Here is an 18,049-nt window from a genome sequence, read left to right as displayed (position 1 = left end):
GGTTGTACGGGCGGGTGCGTGCGCCGGGATGCGCCGTCATCCCGGAGAGCGATTGCAGGGCTCGACGAGCCCTCGTCACAGGTCAGTTGCCCTCGAAACAGGTCAGTTGCCGAACGCCGCGTCGAAGGAGGCCGACGGCGGCTCGAAGTCGTACGCCTTGAGACTCCTCAGCGCCTCCGGGGCGCCCTGGAGCCGGTCCATGCCGGCGTCCTCCCACTCCACGGAGACGGGGCCCTGGTAGCCGATGGAGCGCAGCATCCGGAAGACGTCCTCCCAGGGGACGTCACCGTGCCCGGCCGACACGAAGTCCCAGCCCCGGCGCGGGTCGCCCCACGGCAGGTGCGAGCCGAGGCGGCCGTTGCGGCCGTCGAGGCGTTTGCGGGCCTCCTTGCAGTCGACGTGATAGATGCGGTCGCGGAAGTCCCAGAGGAAGCCGACCGGGTCGAGGTCCTGCCACACGAAGTGGGAGGGGTCGAAGTTCAGACCGAAGGCCGGCCGGCGGTCGACCGCCTCCAGCGCACGCTGGGTCGTCCAGTAGTCGTAGGCGATCTCGCTCGGGTGCACCTCGTGCGCGAACCGCACGCCCTGCGCGTCGAAGACGTCGAGGATCGGGTTCCAGCGCTCGGCGAAGTCCTGGTAGCCGCGCTCGATCATCGACTCGGGCGCGGGCGGGAACATGGCGACCAGGTGCCAGATCGCGGAGCCGGTGAAGCCGATCACCGTGTCGACGCCGAAGGCCGCCGCGGCCCGCGCGGTGTCCTTCATACGGGCCGCGGCCCGCTGCCGGACCCCCTCCGGGTTCCCGTCGCCCCACACCTCGCCCGGCAGGATCGCCCGGTGGCGTTCGTCGATGATGGCGTCGCAGACCGCCTGGCCGACCAGGTGGTTGGAGATCGCCCAGCACTTGAGGCCGTACTTGTCGAGCAGGGCCTTCCTGGAGTCGATGTACGACGGGTCCGCGAGGGCCTTGTCGACCTCGAAGTGGTCGCCCCAGCAGGCGAGTTCGAGGCCGTCGTAGCCGAAGTCGCGGGCGAGCCGGCAGACCTCTTCGAGCGGCAGGTCGGCCCACTGGCCGGTGAACAGCGTGAACGTACGCGGCATCGCGCGTCAGCCTCCTCAGACCGCTATCGGGGTGTAGACGGAGTTCTTCTCGGCGCTCTCCTCCACCGCCGCGAGCACGCGCTGCACCTGCAGCCCGTCGGCGAAGGAGGGTTCGGGCTGCCTGCCCTCGGCGATGGCGTGGACCAGGTCGCGGGCCTGGTGGACGAAGGTGTGCTCGTAGCCGAGGCCGTGGCCCGGGGGCCACCAGGCCTCCAGGTAGGGGTGTTCGGGTTCGGTGACGAGGATGCGGCGGAAGCCGGCGTGGGCTCCGGGTTCGGTGCCGTCGTGGTAGGCGAGCTCGTTGAGCCGCTCCAGGTCGAAGGCGATCGAGCCGTGTGAGCCGTTGAGTTCGATGCGCAGGGAGTTCTTGCGGCCGGTGGCGTAGCGGGTGGCCTCGAAGGAGGCGAGGGCGCCGGACGGGAAGCGGCCGGTGAACAGGGCGGCGTCGTCGACGGTGACCTGGCCGGTGCCGGTGGCCGAGACGGCGGACAGGCCGCTCGTGGGGCCGCCGGGCAGCGGGCGTTCCTTCACGAAGGTCTCCGTCAGGGCGGACACCCCGGTGAGCCGCTCCCCCGCCAGGTACTGCGCGAGGTCGATGATGTGCGCGCCCAGGTCGCCGAGCGCGCCCGAGCCGGCCAGCTCCTTGCGCAGCCGCCAGGTGAGCGGGAACTCGGGGTCCACCAGCCAGTCCTGGAGGTACGTCACCCGCACGTGCCGCAGGGCGCCCAGGCGCCCCTCGGCGACCATGCTGCGGGCCAGCGCGGTGGCGGGCACCCGGCGGTAGTTGAAGCCGACCATCGCCAACTGGCCGCGTCCGTGCGCCTCTTGAGCCGCGGCCGCCATCGTCTCGGCCTCCTCGACGCTGTTCGCGAGGGGCTTCTCGCACAGGACGTGCTTGCCGGCGGCCAGCGCGGCCAGCGCGATCTCGGCGTGGCTGTCGCCGGGGGTGCAGATGTCGACGAGGTCGATGTCGTCCCGTGCGATCAGCGCACGCCAGTCGGTCTCCGCCGCCGCCCAGCCGTGCCGGTCGGCCGCCGCGCGCACGGCCGCCTCGTCCCGCCCGCAGATCGCGGCCAGGACCGGCCTGCGGGGCAGGTCGAAGACACGGCCCACGGTGCGCCAGCCCTGGGAGTGGGCGGCGCCCATGAAGGCGTAGCCGATCATGCCGACGCGCAGTGGCGGATTCCCGGGCCCGGTGGCCCCTGCCTCCGCCTCGGCCTGGTCGGGCTGCTGCGGCTGTCCCATGCGAAAGTCCTCCTCGTCGTCGTGCCGCGGTGGGGGGTTGGGGGACGTCCTGCGGAGTTCGCCGGCCGTGGAGCGGAGCTGACCGGCGGTACCGCGGCCTCGGCCCGTACCGCGACCACGACCACGACCACGGTCCGTACCACGACCACGACCACGGTCCGTACCGCGACCGCGGACTCGGCCCGCACGCGACCACGGCCGCAGTCGGCCGCCATCTCCCCGGGCTCCCGGCCGCCCCACGGCCCGCACCCACCGGAGTCCCGGACTCCGCCAGGTCGGTCCGCATCCGAAGTCGCCGCTGCCCCGGTCGGCTCGATCCGCAGAACGCTCCCCGCCCTGCCCGGCGGACCCCTCGTCCCCGCCGGGCAGGGTGCGCCTCACTTGAAGCCGGTGGACATGTACCGGTCGACGTTGGTCTTGTCGACGACCGCCGAGTAGAGGGTGATCGAGGCGGGGATCTCGAACTCGGCCATGCCGCCGACGCCCTTGCCCTGGCCCAGCGCACGGGCCAGGTCGATGGCGGACGCGGCCATGGTCGGCGGATACAGGACGGTGGCCTTGAGGACGCCCTCGTCCTGCTTGATCGCCTGGAACGCGGACAGGGCGCCCGCGCCGCCGACCATCAGGAAGTCGTCGCGCCCGGCCTGCTCGATGGCCCGCAGCGCGCCGACACCCTGGTCGTCGTCGTGGTTCCACAGCGCGTCGAACTTCGACTGGGCCTGCAGGAGCTGGGCCATCTTGGCCTGCCCGGACTCGACCGTGAACTCGGCCGCCTGGCGGGCCACCTTCTTGATGTTGGGGTAGTTCTTCAGGGCGTCGTCGAAGCCCTCGGTGCGCTGCTTGGTGAGCTCCAGGTTGTCCAGACCGGCCAGTTCGATGACCCTGGCGTCCGGCTTGTCCTTGAGCTTCTCGCCGATGTAGTGACCGGCGTTCAGGCCCATGCCGTAGTTGTCGCCGCCGATCCAGCAGCGGTACGCCTGCGGGGTGTTGAAGATCCGGTCGAGGTTGATGACGGGGATGCCCGCCCGCATCGCCTTCAGGCCGACCTGGGTGAGCGCCTTGCCGTCGGCGGGCAGCACGACCAGCACGTCGACCTTCTTGTTGATCAGCGTCTCGATCTGGCCGATCTGGGCTGCGGTGTCGTTGGAGCCCTCGGTGATCTCCAGGGTGACGTCGGAGTACTTCTCGGCGCGGCTCTTGGCGTTGTCGTTGATGGCGTTGAGCCAGCCGTGGTCGGCCTGGGGTCCGGCGAAGCCGATGGTGACCTGCTTGCCGGGCTTGTCGTCGGCGGCCGGCTGGTCGTTCGCGGCCGGTTCGTCCTTGGACTCGTTGCTCGTGCAACCCGTGAGGAGGGCACCGGCCCCTACGGCGGCGGTCCCGAAGAGCAGCCCTCTGCGACTGGTGAAGCGGCCCATGGTCTCTGGCATGGCGGTGAACCCTTTCCTCAGGTCGTGCTCGCGGTACGGCGCTGGACCAGCACGGCGGCGACGATGATCGCGCCCTTGGCGATCTGCTGGACGTCGCTCTGCAGGTTGTTCAGGGCGAAGATGTTGGTGATCGTGGTGAAGATCAGGACGCCCAGCACGGAGCCGACGATGGTGCCGCGCCCCCCGCTGAGCAGTGTGCCGCCGATGATCGCGGCCGCGATGGCGTCGAGTTCGTAGAGGTTGCCGTTGGTGTTCTGGCCGGAGCCGGACAGGACGATCAGCAGGAAGGCGGCGATGCCGCAGCACAGCCCGGACAGCAGGTAGAGGTAGAGCCGCTGGCGGCGGACGTCGATGCCGGCGAGCCGGGCCGCCTCCGCGTTGCCGCCGACGGCGACCGTGCGCCGCCCGAAGGTGGTGCGGTTCAGGATCAGCCAGCCGATGATCGTCACGACCGCGAACACCATGACGAGCGGCGGAATGCCGAGCACATACGCGTCACGCTCACCGAGGTCCAGCACGGAGGGCACGGTGACGATCTGCGTCTTGCCGTCGGTGATCTGCAGGGCGAGTCCGCGCGCGGAGGCCAGCATGGCGAGCGTGGCGATGAAGGGGACCATCGCGCCGTACGCGATCAGCACCCCGTTGACCAGGCCGCACCCCACGCCGACGATCACCGCCGTGAACAGGATGCCGCCGAAGCCGTACTCCTGTGTCGCGACCGTCGTCGCCCACACCGAGGCCAGCGCGACGATCGCGCCGACGGACAGGTCGATGCCGCCGGAGACGATGACGAAGGTCATGCCGACGGTGACGACGCCGATCACGGAGGCCTGGGTGAGGACGAGTTGGAGGTTGCGGGTGTCCAGGAACTGGTCCGGCTTGGTGATGCCGCCGATGACGATCAGCGCGGCGAGGACGCCGAGCAGGGAGAGGGTGCGCACGTCGGCGCGGGCCATCAGGCCGCGCCAGGCGGGCGCCGCGCCGGCCGGGGGCACCTTGCCGGTGCTGTCCCGGGGCGGGGAGGCGTGCTGCGTCATGACGCCGGGCTTCCTTCCATGACGAGGTCGAGTACGCGGTGTTCGTCGAGTTCGCGCGCGGGCGCGGTGTGAACGACGCGGCCTTCGCGCAGGACCAGTACGCGGTCGGCGAGGCCGAGGACTTCGGGCACTTCGCTGGAGACGAGCAGTACGGCGAGGCCTTCGTCGGCCAGTCGACGGACGACTGCATACAGTTCGGCGCGGGCGCCGACGTCGACGCCGCGGGTGGGTTCGTCGAGCAGCAGGACGCGGCAGCCGCGCAGCAGCCAGCGGGCCAGGACGGCCTTCTGCTGGTTGCCGCCGGACAGGGTGCGCACCGGCACGGACGGGTTGTCGGGCCGTAGCGACAGCTCACGCGTCGCGGCGCGCGCGGCCCGCAGTTCGGCGGCCCGGTCGATCCAGCCGCCGCGCGAGAAGCGGGACATGGACGACACCGACACATTGCGGGTGACGGTTTCCAGCATCAGCAGCGCCTGCGCCTTGCGTTCCTCGGGTGCGAGCCCGAGGCCGGCGCGGACGGCGGCGCGGACACTGCCGGGTTTCAACGGCCGTCCCTCGACCAGCACCTGACCGGATGTCGGCTTCCGCGCCCCGTATACCGTCTCCAGGATCTCCGACCGCCCCGAGCCCACCAGCCCGGCGAGCCCGACGATCTCACCGGGCCGCACGCTCAGGTCGAGAGGCTCGAACTCACCATCGCGGGCCAGCCCCCGCACCTCCAGCAGCGGCTGCCCGGCCGCCGCGTCGCCGGTCGGCCGCTCGGGGAAGACGTACTCGACATTGCGTCCCGTCATCATCGCCACGACGTCGCGCGTCGGCGTCGACTTCGCCGGAAGCCCGCCCGCCACGGCCCGCCCGTCCTTCAGCACGGTCACCCGGTCGCCGATGCGGCGGATCTCCTCCAGCCGGTGCGAGATGTACACGACGGCGACGCCGCTCGCGGTGAGGTCGCCGACGATGCGGAAGAGGTTGTCGACCTCGTCCGGGTCGAGGGCGGCGGACGGCTCGTCCATCACGATCAGCCGTACGTCGTGGGAGAGCGCCCGCGCCATGGACACGATCTGCTGCTGCGCCGCCGACAATTCCCCGACCAGCCGGGCCGGGTCGATCTCCGGGTGCCCGAGTCGCTTGAGGAGCTGGGCTGTCGACACCCGCGCGGCCTTTCCGCGGACGACGAAACCGGCGGCCGTGGGCTCATGGCCGAGGTGGACGTTCTCGGCGACCGACAGGTGCTCGACGAGGTCGAGTTCCTGGTAGATGGTCGCGATACCGAGACGCATCGCGGCGATGGGCGAGCGGAGGGTGACCTCCTCGCCGCGCCAGCGGATGGTGCCGGTGTCGGGCTGGTGGGCGCCGGCGAGGACCTTGATGAGAGTGGATTTTCCGGCGCCGTTCTGGCCGAGCAGGCAGTGCACTTCACCGGCCTGGACGTCGAGGTCGACCCCGTCGAGGGCGCGGACTCCGGGGAACGACTTGGTGATGCCGGACATGCTGAGCAGCGGTGGTTCTGGTGCCATGAGGTCCCCTTGGCGGGCGTGCGGGCCGGTTTCAGGGCGGTTCCCTTGCGGGGCGGGCGTTTTCAGGCAGGGCAGAGCAGGGCGCTGTGCTGGTGTGGTGCCACTCCGAACGGTGTTACGGGTTCCGGAAAGGTGTCACGCCGGCGAGAACAGGTGGTCGCTGATGAGCCGGGCCGCGCCGATGACTCCGGCGGTGGGGCCCAACTCCCCCAGGACGATGGGCAGGTTGCCGGTCGCGAGGGGCAGCGACTGGCGGTAGACCTGGGTGCGGATCGCGGCGAGCAGGTTGTGGCCGAGGCCGGTCACCCCGCCGCCGATCACCACCAGGCCGGGGTTGAAGAAGCTGACGAGGCCTGCGATGACCTGGCCGACGCGGTTGCCGCCCTCGCGGATCAGGTCGAGCGCGGTGGCGTCGCCGGCTGCGGCCGCGGCGGCGACGTCGACGGCGGTCAGGGTGCCGTTCGCCGCCAGCCGCGAGGCAAGTTCCTCGGACCGTCCCTGCTGGGCCGCCTCCACGGCGTCCCGGGCGAGGGCCGCCCCGCTGAAGTGGGCTTCCAGACAACCCCGGTTGCCGCAGGCGCACGGGCGGCCGTCGGGCACGGCCTGGATGTGCCCGATGTCGCCCGCGCTGCCGGTGACACCGCGGTGCACGTCACCGCCCGCGACGATGCCGCAGCCGATGCCGGTGCCGATCTTGACGCAGAGGAAGTCGCCCACGGAGCGTGCGACGCCCGCGTGCTGCTCCCCCATCGCCATGAGGTTCACGTCGTTGTCGACCATGACCGGGCAGCCGAGTTCCTGGCTGAGCGCCTCCCGCACGGGGAAGCCGTCCCAGCCCGGCATGATCGGCGGAGCGACCGGGACGCCCTCGGGGAAGCGGACCGGTCCGGGGACGCCGATGCCGGCGCCGTCGAATCCTTCCGCGAGCCCGGAGGCCCTCAACTTCGCCGCCATGGACAGGACTTGCTCGAAGACCGCGACCGGGCCCTCACGGACGTCCATGGGCTGGTTGAGGTGGCCGAGGATCTCCAGTTCGGCGTTGGTGACGGCGACGTCGACCGAGGTCGCGCCGATGTCGACACCGAGGAAACGCAGCCCCGGGTTGAGCCGGATGTTGTGGGAGCGGCGGCCGCCGCGCGAGGCGGCGAGTCCGTCGGCCACGACCAGACCGGTCTCCAGCAGGCGGTCCACCTCCACGGCCAGCTTGGACCGCGAGAGGTCGATCTGATCGCCCAGCTGGGCCCGGGAGTTGGGCCCCCCGTCGCGCAACAGCCTGAGCAGCTTGGCCTGATGGGCGTTCGCGGGTCGAGCCGTCATACGTCTCACGAGCCCCTCCCCGCCTCGATCGGCCTGTGCGCGCCGGGTTTCGGCCACCTCTGTGGCCTGCTTTCGAGGGGAACGTAGCAGCGGCGGCCGGGAGTGGGAAGAAGTTGCGCAGAGATTGCCGTCAACTTTCTCCACTCACAGGACAAAGCTGGATGACCATGGGCTGGAGAAGGCCGTACAGCGCCCTGGCGCCATCGCGCGCCGACCCCCAGGATGGGCACGGCGCCGGGTCTGCCGCGGTCCGGCACGGGGAGAGGGGGACCGGATGTTTCTGGTGACGGGTGCCACGGGGAACGTGGGTGCCGAGCTGGTGCGGGCGCTGGCGGAGGCCGGGGAACCGGTGCGTGCGATGAGCCGCGCCGGCCGGGCGGACGGGCTGCCGCCCGGCGTGGCGGCCGTGGCGGGCGACCTGAACCGGCCCGGTACGGTGCGGGACGCGCTCGACGGCGCACGGGCCATGTTCCTGATGCCCGGTTACGCCGGGCAGCGGCAGATCCTGGCCGACGCCCGAGCGGCGGGCGTGGAGCGGGTCGTGATGCTGTCCGGGAAGTCGGCCGGGACCGGCGACACGGGAAACGCGGTCGCCGGTTACCTGATCGACGCCGAGGCCGCCGTACGCGAGTCGGGCCTGGCCTGGACCTTCCTGCGCCCGACGAGTTTCATGTCGAACGCGCTGCAGCTCGCGGACCAGATCCGCAACGGCGACGAGGTGCGGGTGCCGTTCCCGGATGTGCGCACGGCCGACATCGACCCGTACGACATCGCGCGGGTCGCCCTGCGTGCCCTGCTGTCGGACGAGTACGCGGGCCAGGCCCTCGAACTGACCGGTCCCGAGGCGCTGTTGCCGGCCGACCGGGTCCGCGTCCTCGGCGAGGTGCTGGGCCGGGATCTGCGCCCCGTCGGGCTCGCGCACGAGGAGGCGCGCGTGGAGATGGAGGCCCGTATGCCGAAGCCGTACGTCGATGCCTTCTTCGGCTTCTTCGTCGACGGCACCCTGGACGAGTCGACCGTGCTGCCGACGGTGCGGGAGGTCACGGGCCGGGAGCCGCGTACGTTCGCGCAGTGGGCTCGGGGGCACGCGGACGCGTTCTGAGAGGACCTCTTGAACTACGGCCGCTGGCGTGCGTGGTACGAGCGGCGGGTGTGCTCGGTGTGTTCACGCATGAGCTGGGTGGCGCGCTCCTCGTCGTGGTCGGCGATGGCGCCGATCAACTCGCGGTGCTCGCTCCAGGACTGCCCTCCGCGCAGGCGGGCGACCGGTGTGTAGTACCAGCGCACCCGGCGGTCGACCTGAGCGGCGAGCTCGGCCAGCACCGAGTTGCCCGCCAGCTCCATGATCTTGGCGTGGAACGCGGCGTTCAGGGCGACCGCGGCGTCCACGTCGTCGGAGGCGACGGCCTTGAGGCCTTGCGCCACCAGTTCATCCAGGGCCGCGATGCCCTCGCTGTCCGCGTTCGCCGCGGCGAGCCGCGCGGCCTCGGCCTCCAGCAGCATACGTACGCTGAGGAGCTGGTCGGCCTCCTCCTCCGTCGGCTCGTGCACGAACGCGCCCTGCGCGGGCCGCAGATCGACCCAGCCCTCGGTGTTCAGCCGCTGCAGCGCCTCGCGCACCGGCTGCCGTGACACGCCGAGGTGGCCTGCCAGTTCGCTCTCGACCAGGTGCTGGCCGGGCTGGAGGGCGCGGGTGGTGATGAGTTCGAGCAGCGCCTCGTAGACGCGGTCGCGCAGCGGGCCCGGCCGTTCGAGCTTGGGCACCGCACCCTGCGGTAGTCCTGCCGACAACATCCGTCCCCCTCCTGGGCGAACACCGGGCGACTGCATGCCGTAGCCGACCGTCACGGAAAGCCAGTATCAATTGTCTTTCGTCTACAGTCTACGGCGCACAAAGGCCAGAGAACCGGGGAGTTGGCCACATCACACCAGGGCGGTCGGGCCACGGAACGCAGGCGCCAGGGACCGTCAGGGACAGCGGACGACCTGCCCGGCGTACGACAGGTTCCCCCCGAACCCGAACAGCAGCACCGGATCCCCGCCGGAGATCCTGCCCTGCTCCACGAGCTTGGAGAACGCCAGCGGAATGCTCGCCGCCGAGGTGTTCCCGGACTCCGCGACATCGCGCGCGACCACCGCGTTGACCGCGCCCAGCTTCTCGGCGAGGGGCTCGATGATGCGCAGGTTGGCCTGGTGCAGCACGACTCCGGCGAGGTCCTCGGGCGCGAGGCCCGCCCGCTCGCAGGCCCCGCGGGCGATGGCCGGCAGCTGTGTCGTGGCCCAGCGGTAGACGCTCTGCCCCTCCTGCGCGAACCGCGCGGGCTGTCCCTCGATGCGCACGGCGTGCCCCATCTCGGGCACCGAGCCCCACAGCACCGGCCCGATCCCGGCCTCCTCGGACGCCTCCACGACGGCCGCGCCCGCCCCGTCGCCGACCAGCACACAGGTCGTGCGGTCACCCCAGTCGGTCACGTCGGACATCTTGTCGGCGCCGATGACCAGCGCCCGGGCCGCGGCGCCCGCGCGCACGGCGTGGTCGGCGGTGGCGAGGGCGTGGGTGAAGCCCGCGCAGACGACGTTGACGTCCATCGCGGCGGGCGAGGGGATGCCGAGGCGGGCCGCGACACGGGCGGCCATGTTCGGGGAGCGGTCGATGGCGGTGGAGGTCGCGACCAGCACCAGGTCGATGTCACCGGGGGCGAGCCCGGCCGCCGCGAGCGCCTTGGCGGCGGCGTGGGCGGCCAGTTCGTCGACCGGCTCGTCGGGTCCGGCGATGTGACGCGTGCGGATGCCCACCCGGCTCATGATCCACTCGTCACTGGTGTCGACCATGCCCGCCAGGTCCTCGTTGGTGAGCACCTTGGCGGGCTGGTAGTGACCGACGGCGGCGATGCGCGAGCCGTTCATCGTTGGTGATCCCCTCGAACCTCGGGTAGCGGGATTCACCAGTCTGATCAGTGACTCACGGGTACAGCGGCACGTGATGCCACAGGAATCGGGCGCCCGCATTGTCGGCTTCCCTCAGACCGTCGGACGCCCGAACAACTTCCGAACACCTACCCGGTGAACAGCTGCGTCGCCTTTTGTACGAGTTCGTAGACCCCGTACGCGAGCGGCACCCCGACCCACACCCAGGCGAAGGCGATCAGTCCCCGCCGGTCGGGCGGCGTGCTACTGCTGTCGCTGGACATCCGCGGCCTCCTTGTCCTTCTGCTCGTTCGACGCCGGGGCGGGAACGTGATGGCGGGGGTGGACGGGCCGGACGAGTTCGTTGGCGACGAAGCCGACGGCCAGCAGCCCGATCATGATGAACAGGGACAGCGTGTACAGCGACGAGCCGTCCTTGCCCGCCTCCTCCTGCCGGTCGGCGATCCAGTTCACGATCAGCGGCCCGAGCACGCCGGCCGTGGACCAGGCGGTGAGCAGCCGACCGTGGATGGCGCCCACCTGATAGGTGCCGAAGAGGTCCTTCAGATAGGCGGGGATCGTGGCGAAACCGCCGCCGTAGAAGGACAGGATCACCAGCGCGCACAGGATGAACAGCGGCTTCGATGAGTCGCCGGCCAGCGCGATCAGGCCGTACATCAGCGCGCCCGCGCCCAGGTAGACGCGGTAGATGTTCTTCCGCCCGATCAGGTCGGAGGTGGACGACCAGCCGATGCGGCCCGCCATGTTGGCGGCGGAGAGCAGGGCGACGAAGCCGGCGGCGGCCGACACCGACACGGGGGTGGAGGTGTTCGCGAAGAAGTCCGTGATCATCGGGGCGGCCTTCTCCAGGATGCCGATGCCCGCGGTCACGTTCATACAGAGCACGACCCACAGACACCAGAACTGGGGCGTGCGCACGGCGTTGCGGGCGGACACCTGCGGCCCGTCGAAGGCGCCGGGCCCGTCGCCGACCGGCTTCTCGGTGCGCGGCACCCGGACCAGCAGTACGCCGAGCAGCATGAAGACGGCGTACGACAGTCCGTGCACCAGGAACGCCATCGCGATCCCGGAGCTGTCGCTGCCGAACGACTCCAGCATCTGCGCCGACCAGGGCGAGGCGATGAGCGCGCCGCCGCCGAAGCCCATGATGGCGATGCCGGTGGCCATGCCCGGCCGGTCGGGGAACCACTTGATCAGTGTGGAGACCGGCGAGATGTAGCCGATGCCGAGGCCGATGCCGCCGACGAAGCCGTACCCGAGGACGATCAGCCAGTACTGCTCGGTCGCCGCGCCGAGGGCGGACAGCAGGAAGCCGGACGAGAAGCAGATCAGGGCGACGGTCATCGCCCAGCGCGGACCGTTGCGCTCCACCAGCGTGCCGCCGAACGCGGCGGACAGGCCGAGCATGACGATGCCGAGCTGGAACGGCAGCGCGCTCTGCGTGCCGCTTAGGCCGAGGGCTGATTCCAGCGGCGGCTTGAACACGCTCCAGGCGTAGGCCTGGCCGATGGACAGATGAACCGAGAGAGCGGCGGGCGGAACCAGCCAGCGGCTCCATCCCGGGGGTGCGACAGGGGGACTCATGATCCCGAACGGTAAGGAGGCGCCGGGCAGTTGAGAAGGCGGCGCGTCGACCGTATGCGGTGAGCGGTATGCCGGGCGCGACGAACGGTCGAACGCCGTCCGGAAATCCCCACCGAAGGCTCTGCGCGAACCCTTGCTGACCCCATATCCATACTGTAGACAATATTCAGTCGACGATACTCGACTGATTGGACACTGCTTCCCAGCCACCTCCGCGGTACTCCCTCGACCGAACGGAGCGTTCCGAAGTGAAAGTTGCAGTCCTCGGCGCCGGTGCCATCGGCGCCTACGTCGGAGCCGCGCTCCATCGTGCGGGCGCCGACGTGCACCTGATCGCCCGTGGACCGCATCTCGCGGCCATGAGGCAGCACGGAGTACGGGTGCTCAGTGCGCGCGGCGACTTCACCGCCCGTGCCCATGCCACCGACGACCCGGCCGAGGTCGGCCCGGTCGACTACGTCTTCCTGGGCCTGAAGGCCAACTCGTACGCGGCGTGCGGGCCGCTGATCGAGCCCCTTCTGCACGACACCACGGCGGTCGTGGCCGCCCAGAACGGCATCCCCTGGTGGTACTTCCACCGGCACGGCGGCCCCCACGACGGCCACCGCGTCGAGAGCGTGGACCCGGGCGGCGCGGTCAGTGCGGTGCTCGCGCCCGAACGGGCCGTCGGCTGTGTCGTCTACGCCGCCACCGAGCTCGAAGGCCCCGGTGTCGTACGGCACTTGGAGGGCACCCGGTTCTCCATCGGCGAACCCGACCGCAGCGTGTCCAAGCGCTGCACGGACCTCAGCGAGGCCATGGTCGCTGGTGGCCTGAAGTGCCCGGTCGAACCCGACCTGCGCAACGACATCTGGCTCAAGCTGCTCGGCAACATCTCCTTCAACCCGATCAGCGCGCTGGCCCGCGCCACCATGCGGCAGATGTGCCTGCACGGCGGCACCCGCAAGGTCATCGAGATCATGATGACCGAGACGCTCGCGGTCGCCGAGGCCCTCGGCTGCGAGGTCGGCGTCTCCATCGAGCGCCGGCTCGCGGGCGCCGAGCGGGTCGGCGACCACCGCACCTCCACGCTCCAGGACCTGGAGCGCGGCAAACCGCTCGAACTCGACGTACTTCTCGCCGCGGTCGTCGAGTTGGCGGAGATCACCGGCGTGGAGGTGCCCACCCTGCGCACCGTGCACGCCATCTCGGACCTGCTCGCACTGAGGAGCGCCGCATGAGGAAACGCCGGCCGAAGACGTACACCCGGCTCACGCATCCGCTGATCAGGGACTCGCGTGACGAGCCCTTCCGGCAGGCGAGTTGGGAGGAGGCCCTGGACCGGGCCGCTCGAGGCCTGGCGCGCAACCGAGGCGCCTTCGGCATGTTCTCCTGCGCCCGGGCCACCAACGAGATGAACTACGTGGCGCAGAAGTTCGCGCGTGTCGTGATGGGCACGAACAACGTCGACTCCTGCAACCGGACGTGCCACGCGCCGAGCGTCGCCGGGCTGTCGGCGGCCTTCGGATCGGGCGGCGGCACCTCCTCGTACGAGGAGATCGAGCACACCGACGTCATCGTGATGTGGGGCTCCAACGCCCGCTTCGCGCATCCGATCTTCTTCCAGCACGTGCTGAAGGGGATCAGGAACGGCGCCCGTATGTACGCGGTCGACCCGCGCCGTACCTCCACCGCCGAGTGGGCGGAGAGCTGGATGGGCCTGAACGTCGGCACCGACATCCCGATGGCGCACGCGATCGGCCGCGAGATCATCCACGCGGGCCTCGCCAACGAGGCGTTCATCGAGCGGGCGACCAGCGGTTTCGAGGAGTACAGGGCGCTGGTCGAGCCGTGGACGCTGTCGCTCGCCGAGAAGGTGACGGGTGTACCGGCCGCCGCGACAAGGGAGTTGGCGCACGCCTACGCCCGTGCCGAGCGCGCCCAGCTGTGCTGGACCCTCGGCATCACCGAGCACCACAACGGCACGGACAACGTCCGCGCGCTGATCAACCTGTCGCTGCTGACGGGGCACGTCGGCCGCTACGGCTCCGGGCTCCAGCCCCTGCGCGGACAGAACAACGTGCAGGGCGGCGGCGACATGGGCGCGATCCCCAACCGTCTGCCCGGGTTCCAGGACATCCTCGATCCGGCCACCCGGCTGAGGTTCGAGTCGGCCTGGGACACCGTCATCCAGCCCCACTACGGCCTCAACCTCACCCAGATGTTCGAGGCGATGGAGGAGGGCGAGCTCAAGGCCGTCTACTGCATCGGCGAGAACCCGGCTCAGTCGGAGGCGGACAGCGAGCAGGCCGTACGGCGTATGCGGCGGCTGGACTTCCTCGTCGTCCAGGACATCTTCCTGACCAAGACGGCCGAGCTGGCGGACGTGGTCCTGCCGGCGACGGCCGGGTGGGCCGAGACCGACGGCACGACCACCAACAGTGAACGGCGCGTTCAGCGGGTGCGGCGGGCCGTCACGCCGCCCGGCGAGGCACGCGAGGACATCGACATCATCTGCGAGCTGGCCGCACGGCTCGGCCACGAGTGGAAGTACGCCGACGCCGAGGCCGTCTGGAACGAGCTCCGGTCGGTCTCGCCGGACCACTACGGGATGACGTACGAACGCCTGGAGCGGCACCAGGGCATCCAGTGGCCCTGTCCGAGCACGGAGCAACTCGAACCGACCTACCTCCACGGCAGGTTGTGGGAGAACGATCCGGCCCGGCGCGGGACGCCGGCGCCGTTCGGGATCGTCCAGCACGATCCGCCGGTCGACCTCACCGACGAGGAGTACCCGATCCGGCTCACCACCGGGCGGCGGCTCGACTCCTACAACACCGGTGTGCAGAGCGGGAGTTTCGCCTCACCGCTGCGGCGCGGCGAGTACGTCGAGCTGTGCCCGGAGGACGCCGAGCGCTACGGGGTCGTGGTCGGCGAGGAGGTCCAGGTGACCTCGCGGCGCGGATCGGTCGTCGCACCCGTGTGGATCGACACCGCGCTGCGGCCCGGGCTGGCCTTCATGACCATGCACTTTCCCGACGAGGTGGACACCAACCAGCTGACGATCGAGGCGAACTGCCCGATCGCGGGGACGGCGGAGTTCAAGGCGTCGGCGATCCGGATCGAGAAGCTGCCCGTCGCGACCGTAGTGACGAACGTGAGGTGAGTTCAGTGGACCTGCACTTCGGCGACAGCAAGCCGACGGACGACGAACGGGCGGCCGTGGACGCCCTGTTGGGCCCTCCTCAGTCCTCGTGGGAGGGCGCGGACCGCAGCGACGCCGACCTCAGGTGGGCGCGTGGCGGCCGCGCGGCCCGGGACCGCCGCGACCTGCTGTTGCCGGGGCTGCACGCCATCAACGACCGGATCGGCTGGATCAGCGAGGGCGCCCTCGACTACCTGTGCCGGCGGCTGACGGTGCCGCCCGCGGAGGCGTACGGCGTCGCCACCTTCTACGCCATGTTCTCGGTCAAGCCCCGGCCCGCCACCGTGCTCCATGTGTGCACGGACCTCGCGTGCGCGGCGGCCGGGGCGAGCGAGCTGTGCGCCGGGATCGAGGCGCGGCTCGGACCGGGGAGTGGGGTGAGCGTGGAGCGCAGTCCGTGTCTGGGGCTGTGCGAACGGGCTCCGGCGGCGCTCGCGATCAAGGCCGGCGATCCGGTGCGTACGGCCGTCTCGGCGCCGGCGACCGTGCACGACGCGGTCCTCGCCGCGAGCGCGCCGGACTCGGCGGCTCAGGAGCCGGCGGCGGCGATGGCGGTTCCTCAGGCCGGAGATCCCTCATTGACCCTCCTGCGGCGGGTCGGGGTCGTCGACCCCGCGTCGCTGGACGACTACCGGGCCCACGGCGGCTACACGGCGTTGCGCCGGGCCTTCGAGCTCGGTCCCGCCGGAGTCATCCGTGAGGTCACCGACTCCGGCCTGGTCGGGCGTGGCGGCGCCGCCTTCCCCACCGGCCGCAAATGGCAGGCCACGGCGTCGCAGCCCGACCATCCGCACTATCTCGTGTGCAACGCCGACGAATCGGAGCCGGGCACCTTCAAGGACCGCGTGATCATGGAGGGTGACCCGTTCGCGCTGGTCGAGGCGATGACGATCGCGGCGTACGCGACCGGCGCCCACAAAGGCCACCTCTATCTTCGCGGCGAGTACCCGCGCGCGCTGCGGCGCCTGGAGCACGCCATCGCGCAGGCACGCGCGCGTGGCCTGCTCGGGGACGATGTCCTCGGGCAGGGATACGCCTTCGACATCGAGATCCGGCGAGGGGCGGGCGCGTACATCTGCGGTGAGGAGACGGCGCTGTTCAACTCCATCGAGGGGTATCGCGGCGAGCCGCGCTCGAAGCCGCCGTTCCCGGTGGAGAAGGGACTGTTCGGGAAACCGACGGTGGAGAACAACGTCGAGACGCTGGTCAACGTGCTGCCGATCCTGACCATGGGTGCGCCCGCGTATGCGGCGATCGGCACGGCGAAGTCCACGGGTCCGAAACTGTTCTGCGTCTCCGGGAGTGTCGCGCGGCCCGGGATCTACGAGCTGCCGTTCGGCGCGACGCTCGGCGAACTGCTGGAGCTGGCCGGGGTGCGGGAGGGGCTGCGGGCGGTGCTGCTGGGCGGTGCGGCGGGCGGCTTCGTACGGCCGGACGAGACGGACATCCCGCTCACCTTCGAGGGCACGCGGGAGGCGGGCACGACTCTCGGTTCGGGCGTGGTCATGGCCTTCGACGACACGGTTCCGCTGCCGAGGCTGCTGCTGCGGATCGCCGAGTTCTTCCGCGACGAGTCGTGCGGGCAGTGTGTGCCCTGCCGGGTCGGGACCGTACGGCAGGAGGAGGCGCTGCACCGGATCGTGGAGCGCACGGGTGCGGCGGCCGCCGATGACATCGCCCTGCTCAGGGAGGTCGGCCGCGCGATGCGGGACGCCTCGATCTGCGGTCTCGGGCAGACCGCCTGGAACGCCGTGGAATCCGCCATCGACCGTCTGGGGGCGTACGAATGACCGCGATACCGCTGGGTGTGCCGCGCCGGCTGGTGGAGTTCACGATCGACGGGCAGGAGGCCAGGGTTCCCGAGGGTTCGACGATTCTGGACGCCTGCAGGGCGGCCGGGAAGGACGTACCGACCCTGTGCGAGGGCGACACGCTCAGGCCGAAGAACGCCTGCCGCGTGTGTGTCGTGGAGGTGGAGGGGGCCCGGACGCTGGTGCCGGCCTGCTCGCGGAAGGCCGAGCCCGGCATGGAGGTCCGCACGGGCACCGAGCGGGCCCGGCACAGCCGCAAGATCGTCCTCGAACTGCTCGCCTCGTCGGTGGATCTGTCCACGACTGCGCAGGTCGCCGGCTGGATCAAGGAGTACGAGGCGAAGCCGGACCGGTTCGGCCCGGACGCGGCGCGGCTCGGCGAGGAGCCGAGGGTCGACAACGAACTGTATGTGCGGGACTACGACAAGTGCATCCTCTGCTACAAGTGCGTGGACGCGTGTGGCGACCAGTGGCAGAACACCTTCGCGATCTCCGTGGCCGGGCGGGGGTTCGACGCCCGGATCGCGGTGGAGCACGACGCTCCGCTGACCGATTCGGCGTGCGTGTACTGCGGGAACTGCATCGAGGTGTGTCCGACGGGGGCCCTGTCGTTCAAGTCCGAGTTCGACATGCGGGCGGCGGGTACGTGGGACGAGACCGAGCAGAGCGAGACGACGACCGTGTGCGCGTACTGCGGAGTGGGCTGCAACCTCACGCTGCACGTGCAGGACAATGAGATTGTCAAGGTCACCTCGCCGCACGACAACCCGGTGACCCACGGCAACCTCTGCATCAAGGGCCGCTTCGGCTACCAGCACGTACAGAACCGGGACTGACCGGGACAGGGGACGCACTGGGGCACGGGACGGACGCGGGACACGGGACGGACACGGGACGG

At 70.7% G+C, this 18,049-nt stretch carries 15 protein-coding genes; 5 read left to right on the top strand and 10 right to left on the bottom strand.

Annotation, left to right across the window (positions count from 1 at the left end; translation table 11 throughout):
- Nucleotides 1-102: 102 nt before the first annotated feature.
- From ACIBAG_RS18905 to ACIBAG_RS18880, 6 genes are all read right to left on the bottom strand, one after another.
- Nucleotides 103-1,101 (bottom strand): sugar phosphate isomerase/epimerase family protein, encoded by a 999-nt coding sequence (locus tag ACIBAG_RS18905; RefSeq protein WP_399106445.1) that lies wholly within the window; start codon nucleotides 1,099-1,101, stop codon nucleotides 103-105.
- 15 nt (nucleotides 1,102-1,116) lie between these two features.
- A complete protein-coding gene (locus tag ACIBAG_RS18900) occupies nucleotides 1,117-2,346 on the bottom strand; it encodes a Gfo/Idh/MocA family protein (RefSeq protein WP_399106443.1) in 1,230 nt (409 codons plus the stop codon).
- 377 nt (nucleotides 2,347-2,723) lie between these two features.
- Nucleotides 2,724-3,773: a substrate-binding domain-containing protein gene (locus ACIBAG_RS18895; protein WP_399106441.1), complete on the bottom strand. Its 1,050-nt coding sequence runs from the start codon at nucleotides 3,771-3,773 to the stop codon at nucleotides 2,724-2,726.
- A gap of 17 nt (nucleotides 3,774-3,790) precedes the next feature.
- The gene (locus tag ACIBAG_RS18890) at nucleotides 3,791-4,810 is read right to left on the bottom strand and encodes an ABC transporter permease (protein ID WP_399106439.1); all 1,020 of its coding nucleotides are present in this window, start codon (nucleotides 4,808-4,810) and stop codon (nucleotides 3,791-3,793) included.
- Nucleotides 4,807-6,327, bottom strand: coding sequence for a sugar ABC transporter ATP-binding protein (locus ACIBAG_RS18885; protein WP_399106437.1), 1,521 nt, complete (start codon nucleotides 6,325-6,327; stop codon nucleotides 4,807-4,809). Before ACIBAG_RS18885 ends, ACIBAG_RS18890 begins: the two co-directional genes overlap by 4 nt.
- A 135-nt stretch (nucleotides 6,328-6,462) precedes the next feature.
- Nucleotides 6,463-7,644 (bottom strand): ROK family protein, encoded by a 1,182-nt coding sequence (locus ACIBAG_RS18880; protein ID WP_399106435.1) that lies wholly within the window; start codon nucleotides 7,642-7,644, stop codon nucleotides 6,463-6,465.
- 274 nt (nucleotides 7,645-7,918) lie between these two features.
- Between ACIBAG_RS18880 and ACIBAG_RS18875 the strand changes: the two genes are divergently transcribed.
- The gene (locus ACIBAG_RS18875; RefSeq protein WP_399106433.1) at nucleotides 7,919-8,746 is read left to right on the top strand and encodes an NAD(P)H-binding protein; all 828 of its coding nucleotides are present in this window, start codon (nucleotides 7,919-7,921) and stop codon (nucleotides 8,744-8,746) included.
- A 14-nt stretch (nucleotides 8,747-8,760) separates the two neighbouring features.
- Here ACIBAG_RS18875 and ACIBAG_RS18870 read toward each other — a convergent pair whose 3' ends face one another.
- The 4 genes from ACIBAG_RS18870 to ACIBAG_RS18855 all read right to left on the bottom strand — a co-directional run bounded on the left by ACIBAG_RS18870 (nucleotide 8,761) and on the right by ACIBAG_RS18855 (nucleotide 12,156).
- Nucleotides 8,761-9,438, bottom strand: coding sequence for a GntR family transcriptional regulator (locus ACIBAG_RS18870; RefSeq protein ID WP_399106431.1), 678 nt, complete (start codon nucleotides 9,436-9,438; stop codon nucleotides 8,761-8,763).
- Nucleotides 9,439-9,612: 174 nt separating this feature from the next.
- Nucleotides 9,613-10,551: a beta-ketoacyl-ACP synthase III gene (locus ACIBAG_RS18865; protein WP_399106429.1), complete on the bottom strand. Its 939-nt coding sequence runs from the start codon at nucleotides 10,549-10,551 to the stop codon at nucleotides 9,613-9,615.
- Between the two features lie 149 nt (nucleotides 10,552-10,700).
- Entirely contained in the window at nucleotides 10,701-10,835 is a 135-nt protein-coding gene (locus tag ACIBAG_RS18860) for a hypothetical protein (protein WP_399106427.1), read from the bottom strand.
- Nucleotides 10,816-12,156 carry an OFA family MFS transporter gene (locus ACIBAG_RS18855; RefSeq protein ID WP_399106425.1) on the bottom strand — a complete coding sequence of 447 codons (1,341 nt, stop codon included), beginning with the start codon at nucleotides 12,154-12,156 and terminating at the stop codon, nucleotides 10,816-10,818. Before ACIBAG_RS18855 ends, ACIBAG_RS18860 begins: the two co-directional genes overlap by 20 nt.
- Before the next feature lie 248 nt (nucleotides 12,157-12,404).
- Between ACIBAG_RS18855 and ACIBAG_RS18850 the strand changes: the two genes are divergently transcribed.
- Genes ACIBAG_RS18850 through ACIBAG_RS18835 form a run of 4 tightly spaced genes read left to right on the top strand, consistent with a single transcriptional unit; the run spans nucleotide 12,405 to nucleotide 17,987 of the window.
- Entirely contained in the window at nucleotides 12,405-13,376 is a 972-nt protein-coding gene (locus tag ACIBAG_RS18850) for a 2-dehydropantoate 2-reductase (protein ID WP_399106423.1), read from the top strand.
- Nucleotides 13,373-15,301, top strand: coding sequence for a molybdopterin oxidoreductase family protein (locus tag ACIBAG_RS18845; RefSeq protein ID WP_399106421.1), 1,929 nt, complete (start codon nucleotides 13,373-13,375; stop codon nucleotides 15,299-15,301). The genes ACIBAG_RS18850 and ACIBAG_RS18845 overlap by 4 nt, the downstream gene beginning before the upstream one ends.
- A 5-nt stretch (nucleotides 15,302-15,306) precedes the next feature.
- Nucleotides 15,307-17,130: an NAD(P)H-dependent oxidoreductase subunit E gene (locus ACIBAG_RS18840; protein WP_399106955.1), complete on the top strand. Its 1,824-nt coding sequence runs from the start codon at nucleotides 15,307-15,309 to the stop codon at nucleotides 17,128-17,130.
- Entirely contained in the window at nucleotides 17,127-17,987 is an 861-nt protein-coding gene (locus tag ACIBAG_RS18835) for a 2Fe-2S iron-sulfur cluster-binding protein (protein ID WP_399106419.1), read from the top strand. The genes ACIBAG_RS18840 and ACIBAG_RS18835 overlap by 4 nt, the downstream gene beginning before the upstream one ends.
- Nucleotides 17,988-18,049 lie beyond the last annotated feature (62 nt).

It is taken from the genome of Streptomyces sp. NPDC051243 (assembly GCF_044455405.1).
Taxonomy (GTDB): Bacteria; Actinomycetota; Actinomycetes; order Streptomycetales; family Streptomycetaceae; genus Streptomyces.
This window is presented reverse-complemented; position numbering and strand designations above follow the sequence as displayed.

Excerpts from the sequence above, each read along its gene's own strand:
- ACIBAG_RS18875 (WP_399106433.1), top strand. The coding sequence starts at position 7,919 with ATGTTTCTGGTGACGGGTGCCACGGGGAACGTGGGTGCCGAGCTGGTG.
- ACIBAG_RS18885 (WP_399106437.1), bottom strand. The coding sequence starts at position 6,327 with ATGGCACCAGAACCACCGCTGCTCAGCATGTCCGGCATCACCAAGTCG.
- ACIBAG_RS18895 (WP_399106441.1), bottom strand. The coding sequence starts at position 3,773 with ATGCCAGAGACCATGGGCCGCTTCACCAGTCGCAGAGGGCTGCTCTTC.
- ACIBAG_RS18900 (WP_399106443.1), bottom strand. The coding sequence starts at position 2,346 with ATGGGACAGCCGCAGCAGCCCGACCAGGCCGAGGCGGAGGCAGGGGCC.
- ACIBAG_RS18860 (WP_399106427.1), bottom strand. The coding sequence starts at position 10,835 with ATGTCCAGCGACAGCAGTAGCACGCCGCCCGACCGGCGGGGACTGATC.
- ACIBAG_RS18880 (WP_399106435.1), bottom strand. The coding sequence starts at position 7,644 with ATGACGGCTCGACCCGCGAACGCCCATCAGGCCAAGCTGCTCAGGCTG.
- ACIBAG_RS18870 (WP_399106431.1), bottom strand. The coding sequence starts at position 9,438 with ATGTTGTCGGCAGGACTACCGCAGGGTGCGGTGCCCAAGCTCGAACGG.
- ACIBAG_RS18835 (WP_399106419.1), top strand. The coding sequence starts at position 17,127 with ATGACCGCGATACCGCTGGGTGTGCCGCGCCGGCTGGTGGAGTTCACG.
- ACIBAG_RS18855 (WP_399106425.1), bottom strand. The coding sequence starts at position 12,156 with ATGAGTCCCCCTGTCGCACCCCCGGGATGGAGCCGCTGGCTGGTTCCG.
- ACIBAG_RS18890 (WP_399106439.1), bottom strand. The coding sequence starts at position 4,810 with ATGACGCAGCACGCCTCCCCGCCCCGGGACAGCACCGGCAAGGTGCCC.
- ACIBAG_RS18905 (WP_399106445.1), bottom strand. The coding sequence starts at position 1,101 with ATGCCGCGTACGTTCACGCTGTTCACCGGCCAGTGGGCCGACCTGCCG.
- ACIBAG_RS18845 (WP_399106421.1), top strand. The coding sequence starts at position 13,373 with ATGAGGAAACGCCGGCCGAAGACGTACACCCGGCTCACGCATCCGCTG.
- ACIBAG_RS18865 (WP_399106429.1), bottom strand. The coding sequence starts at position 10,551 with ATGAACGGCTCGCGCATCGCCGCCGTCGGTCACTACCAGCCCGCCAAG.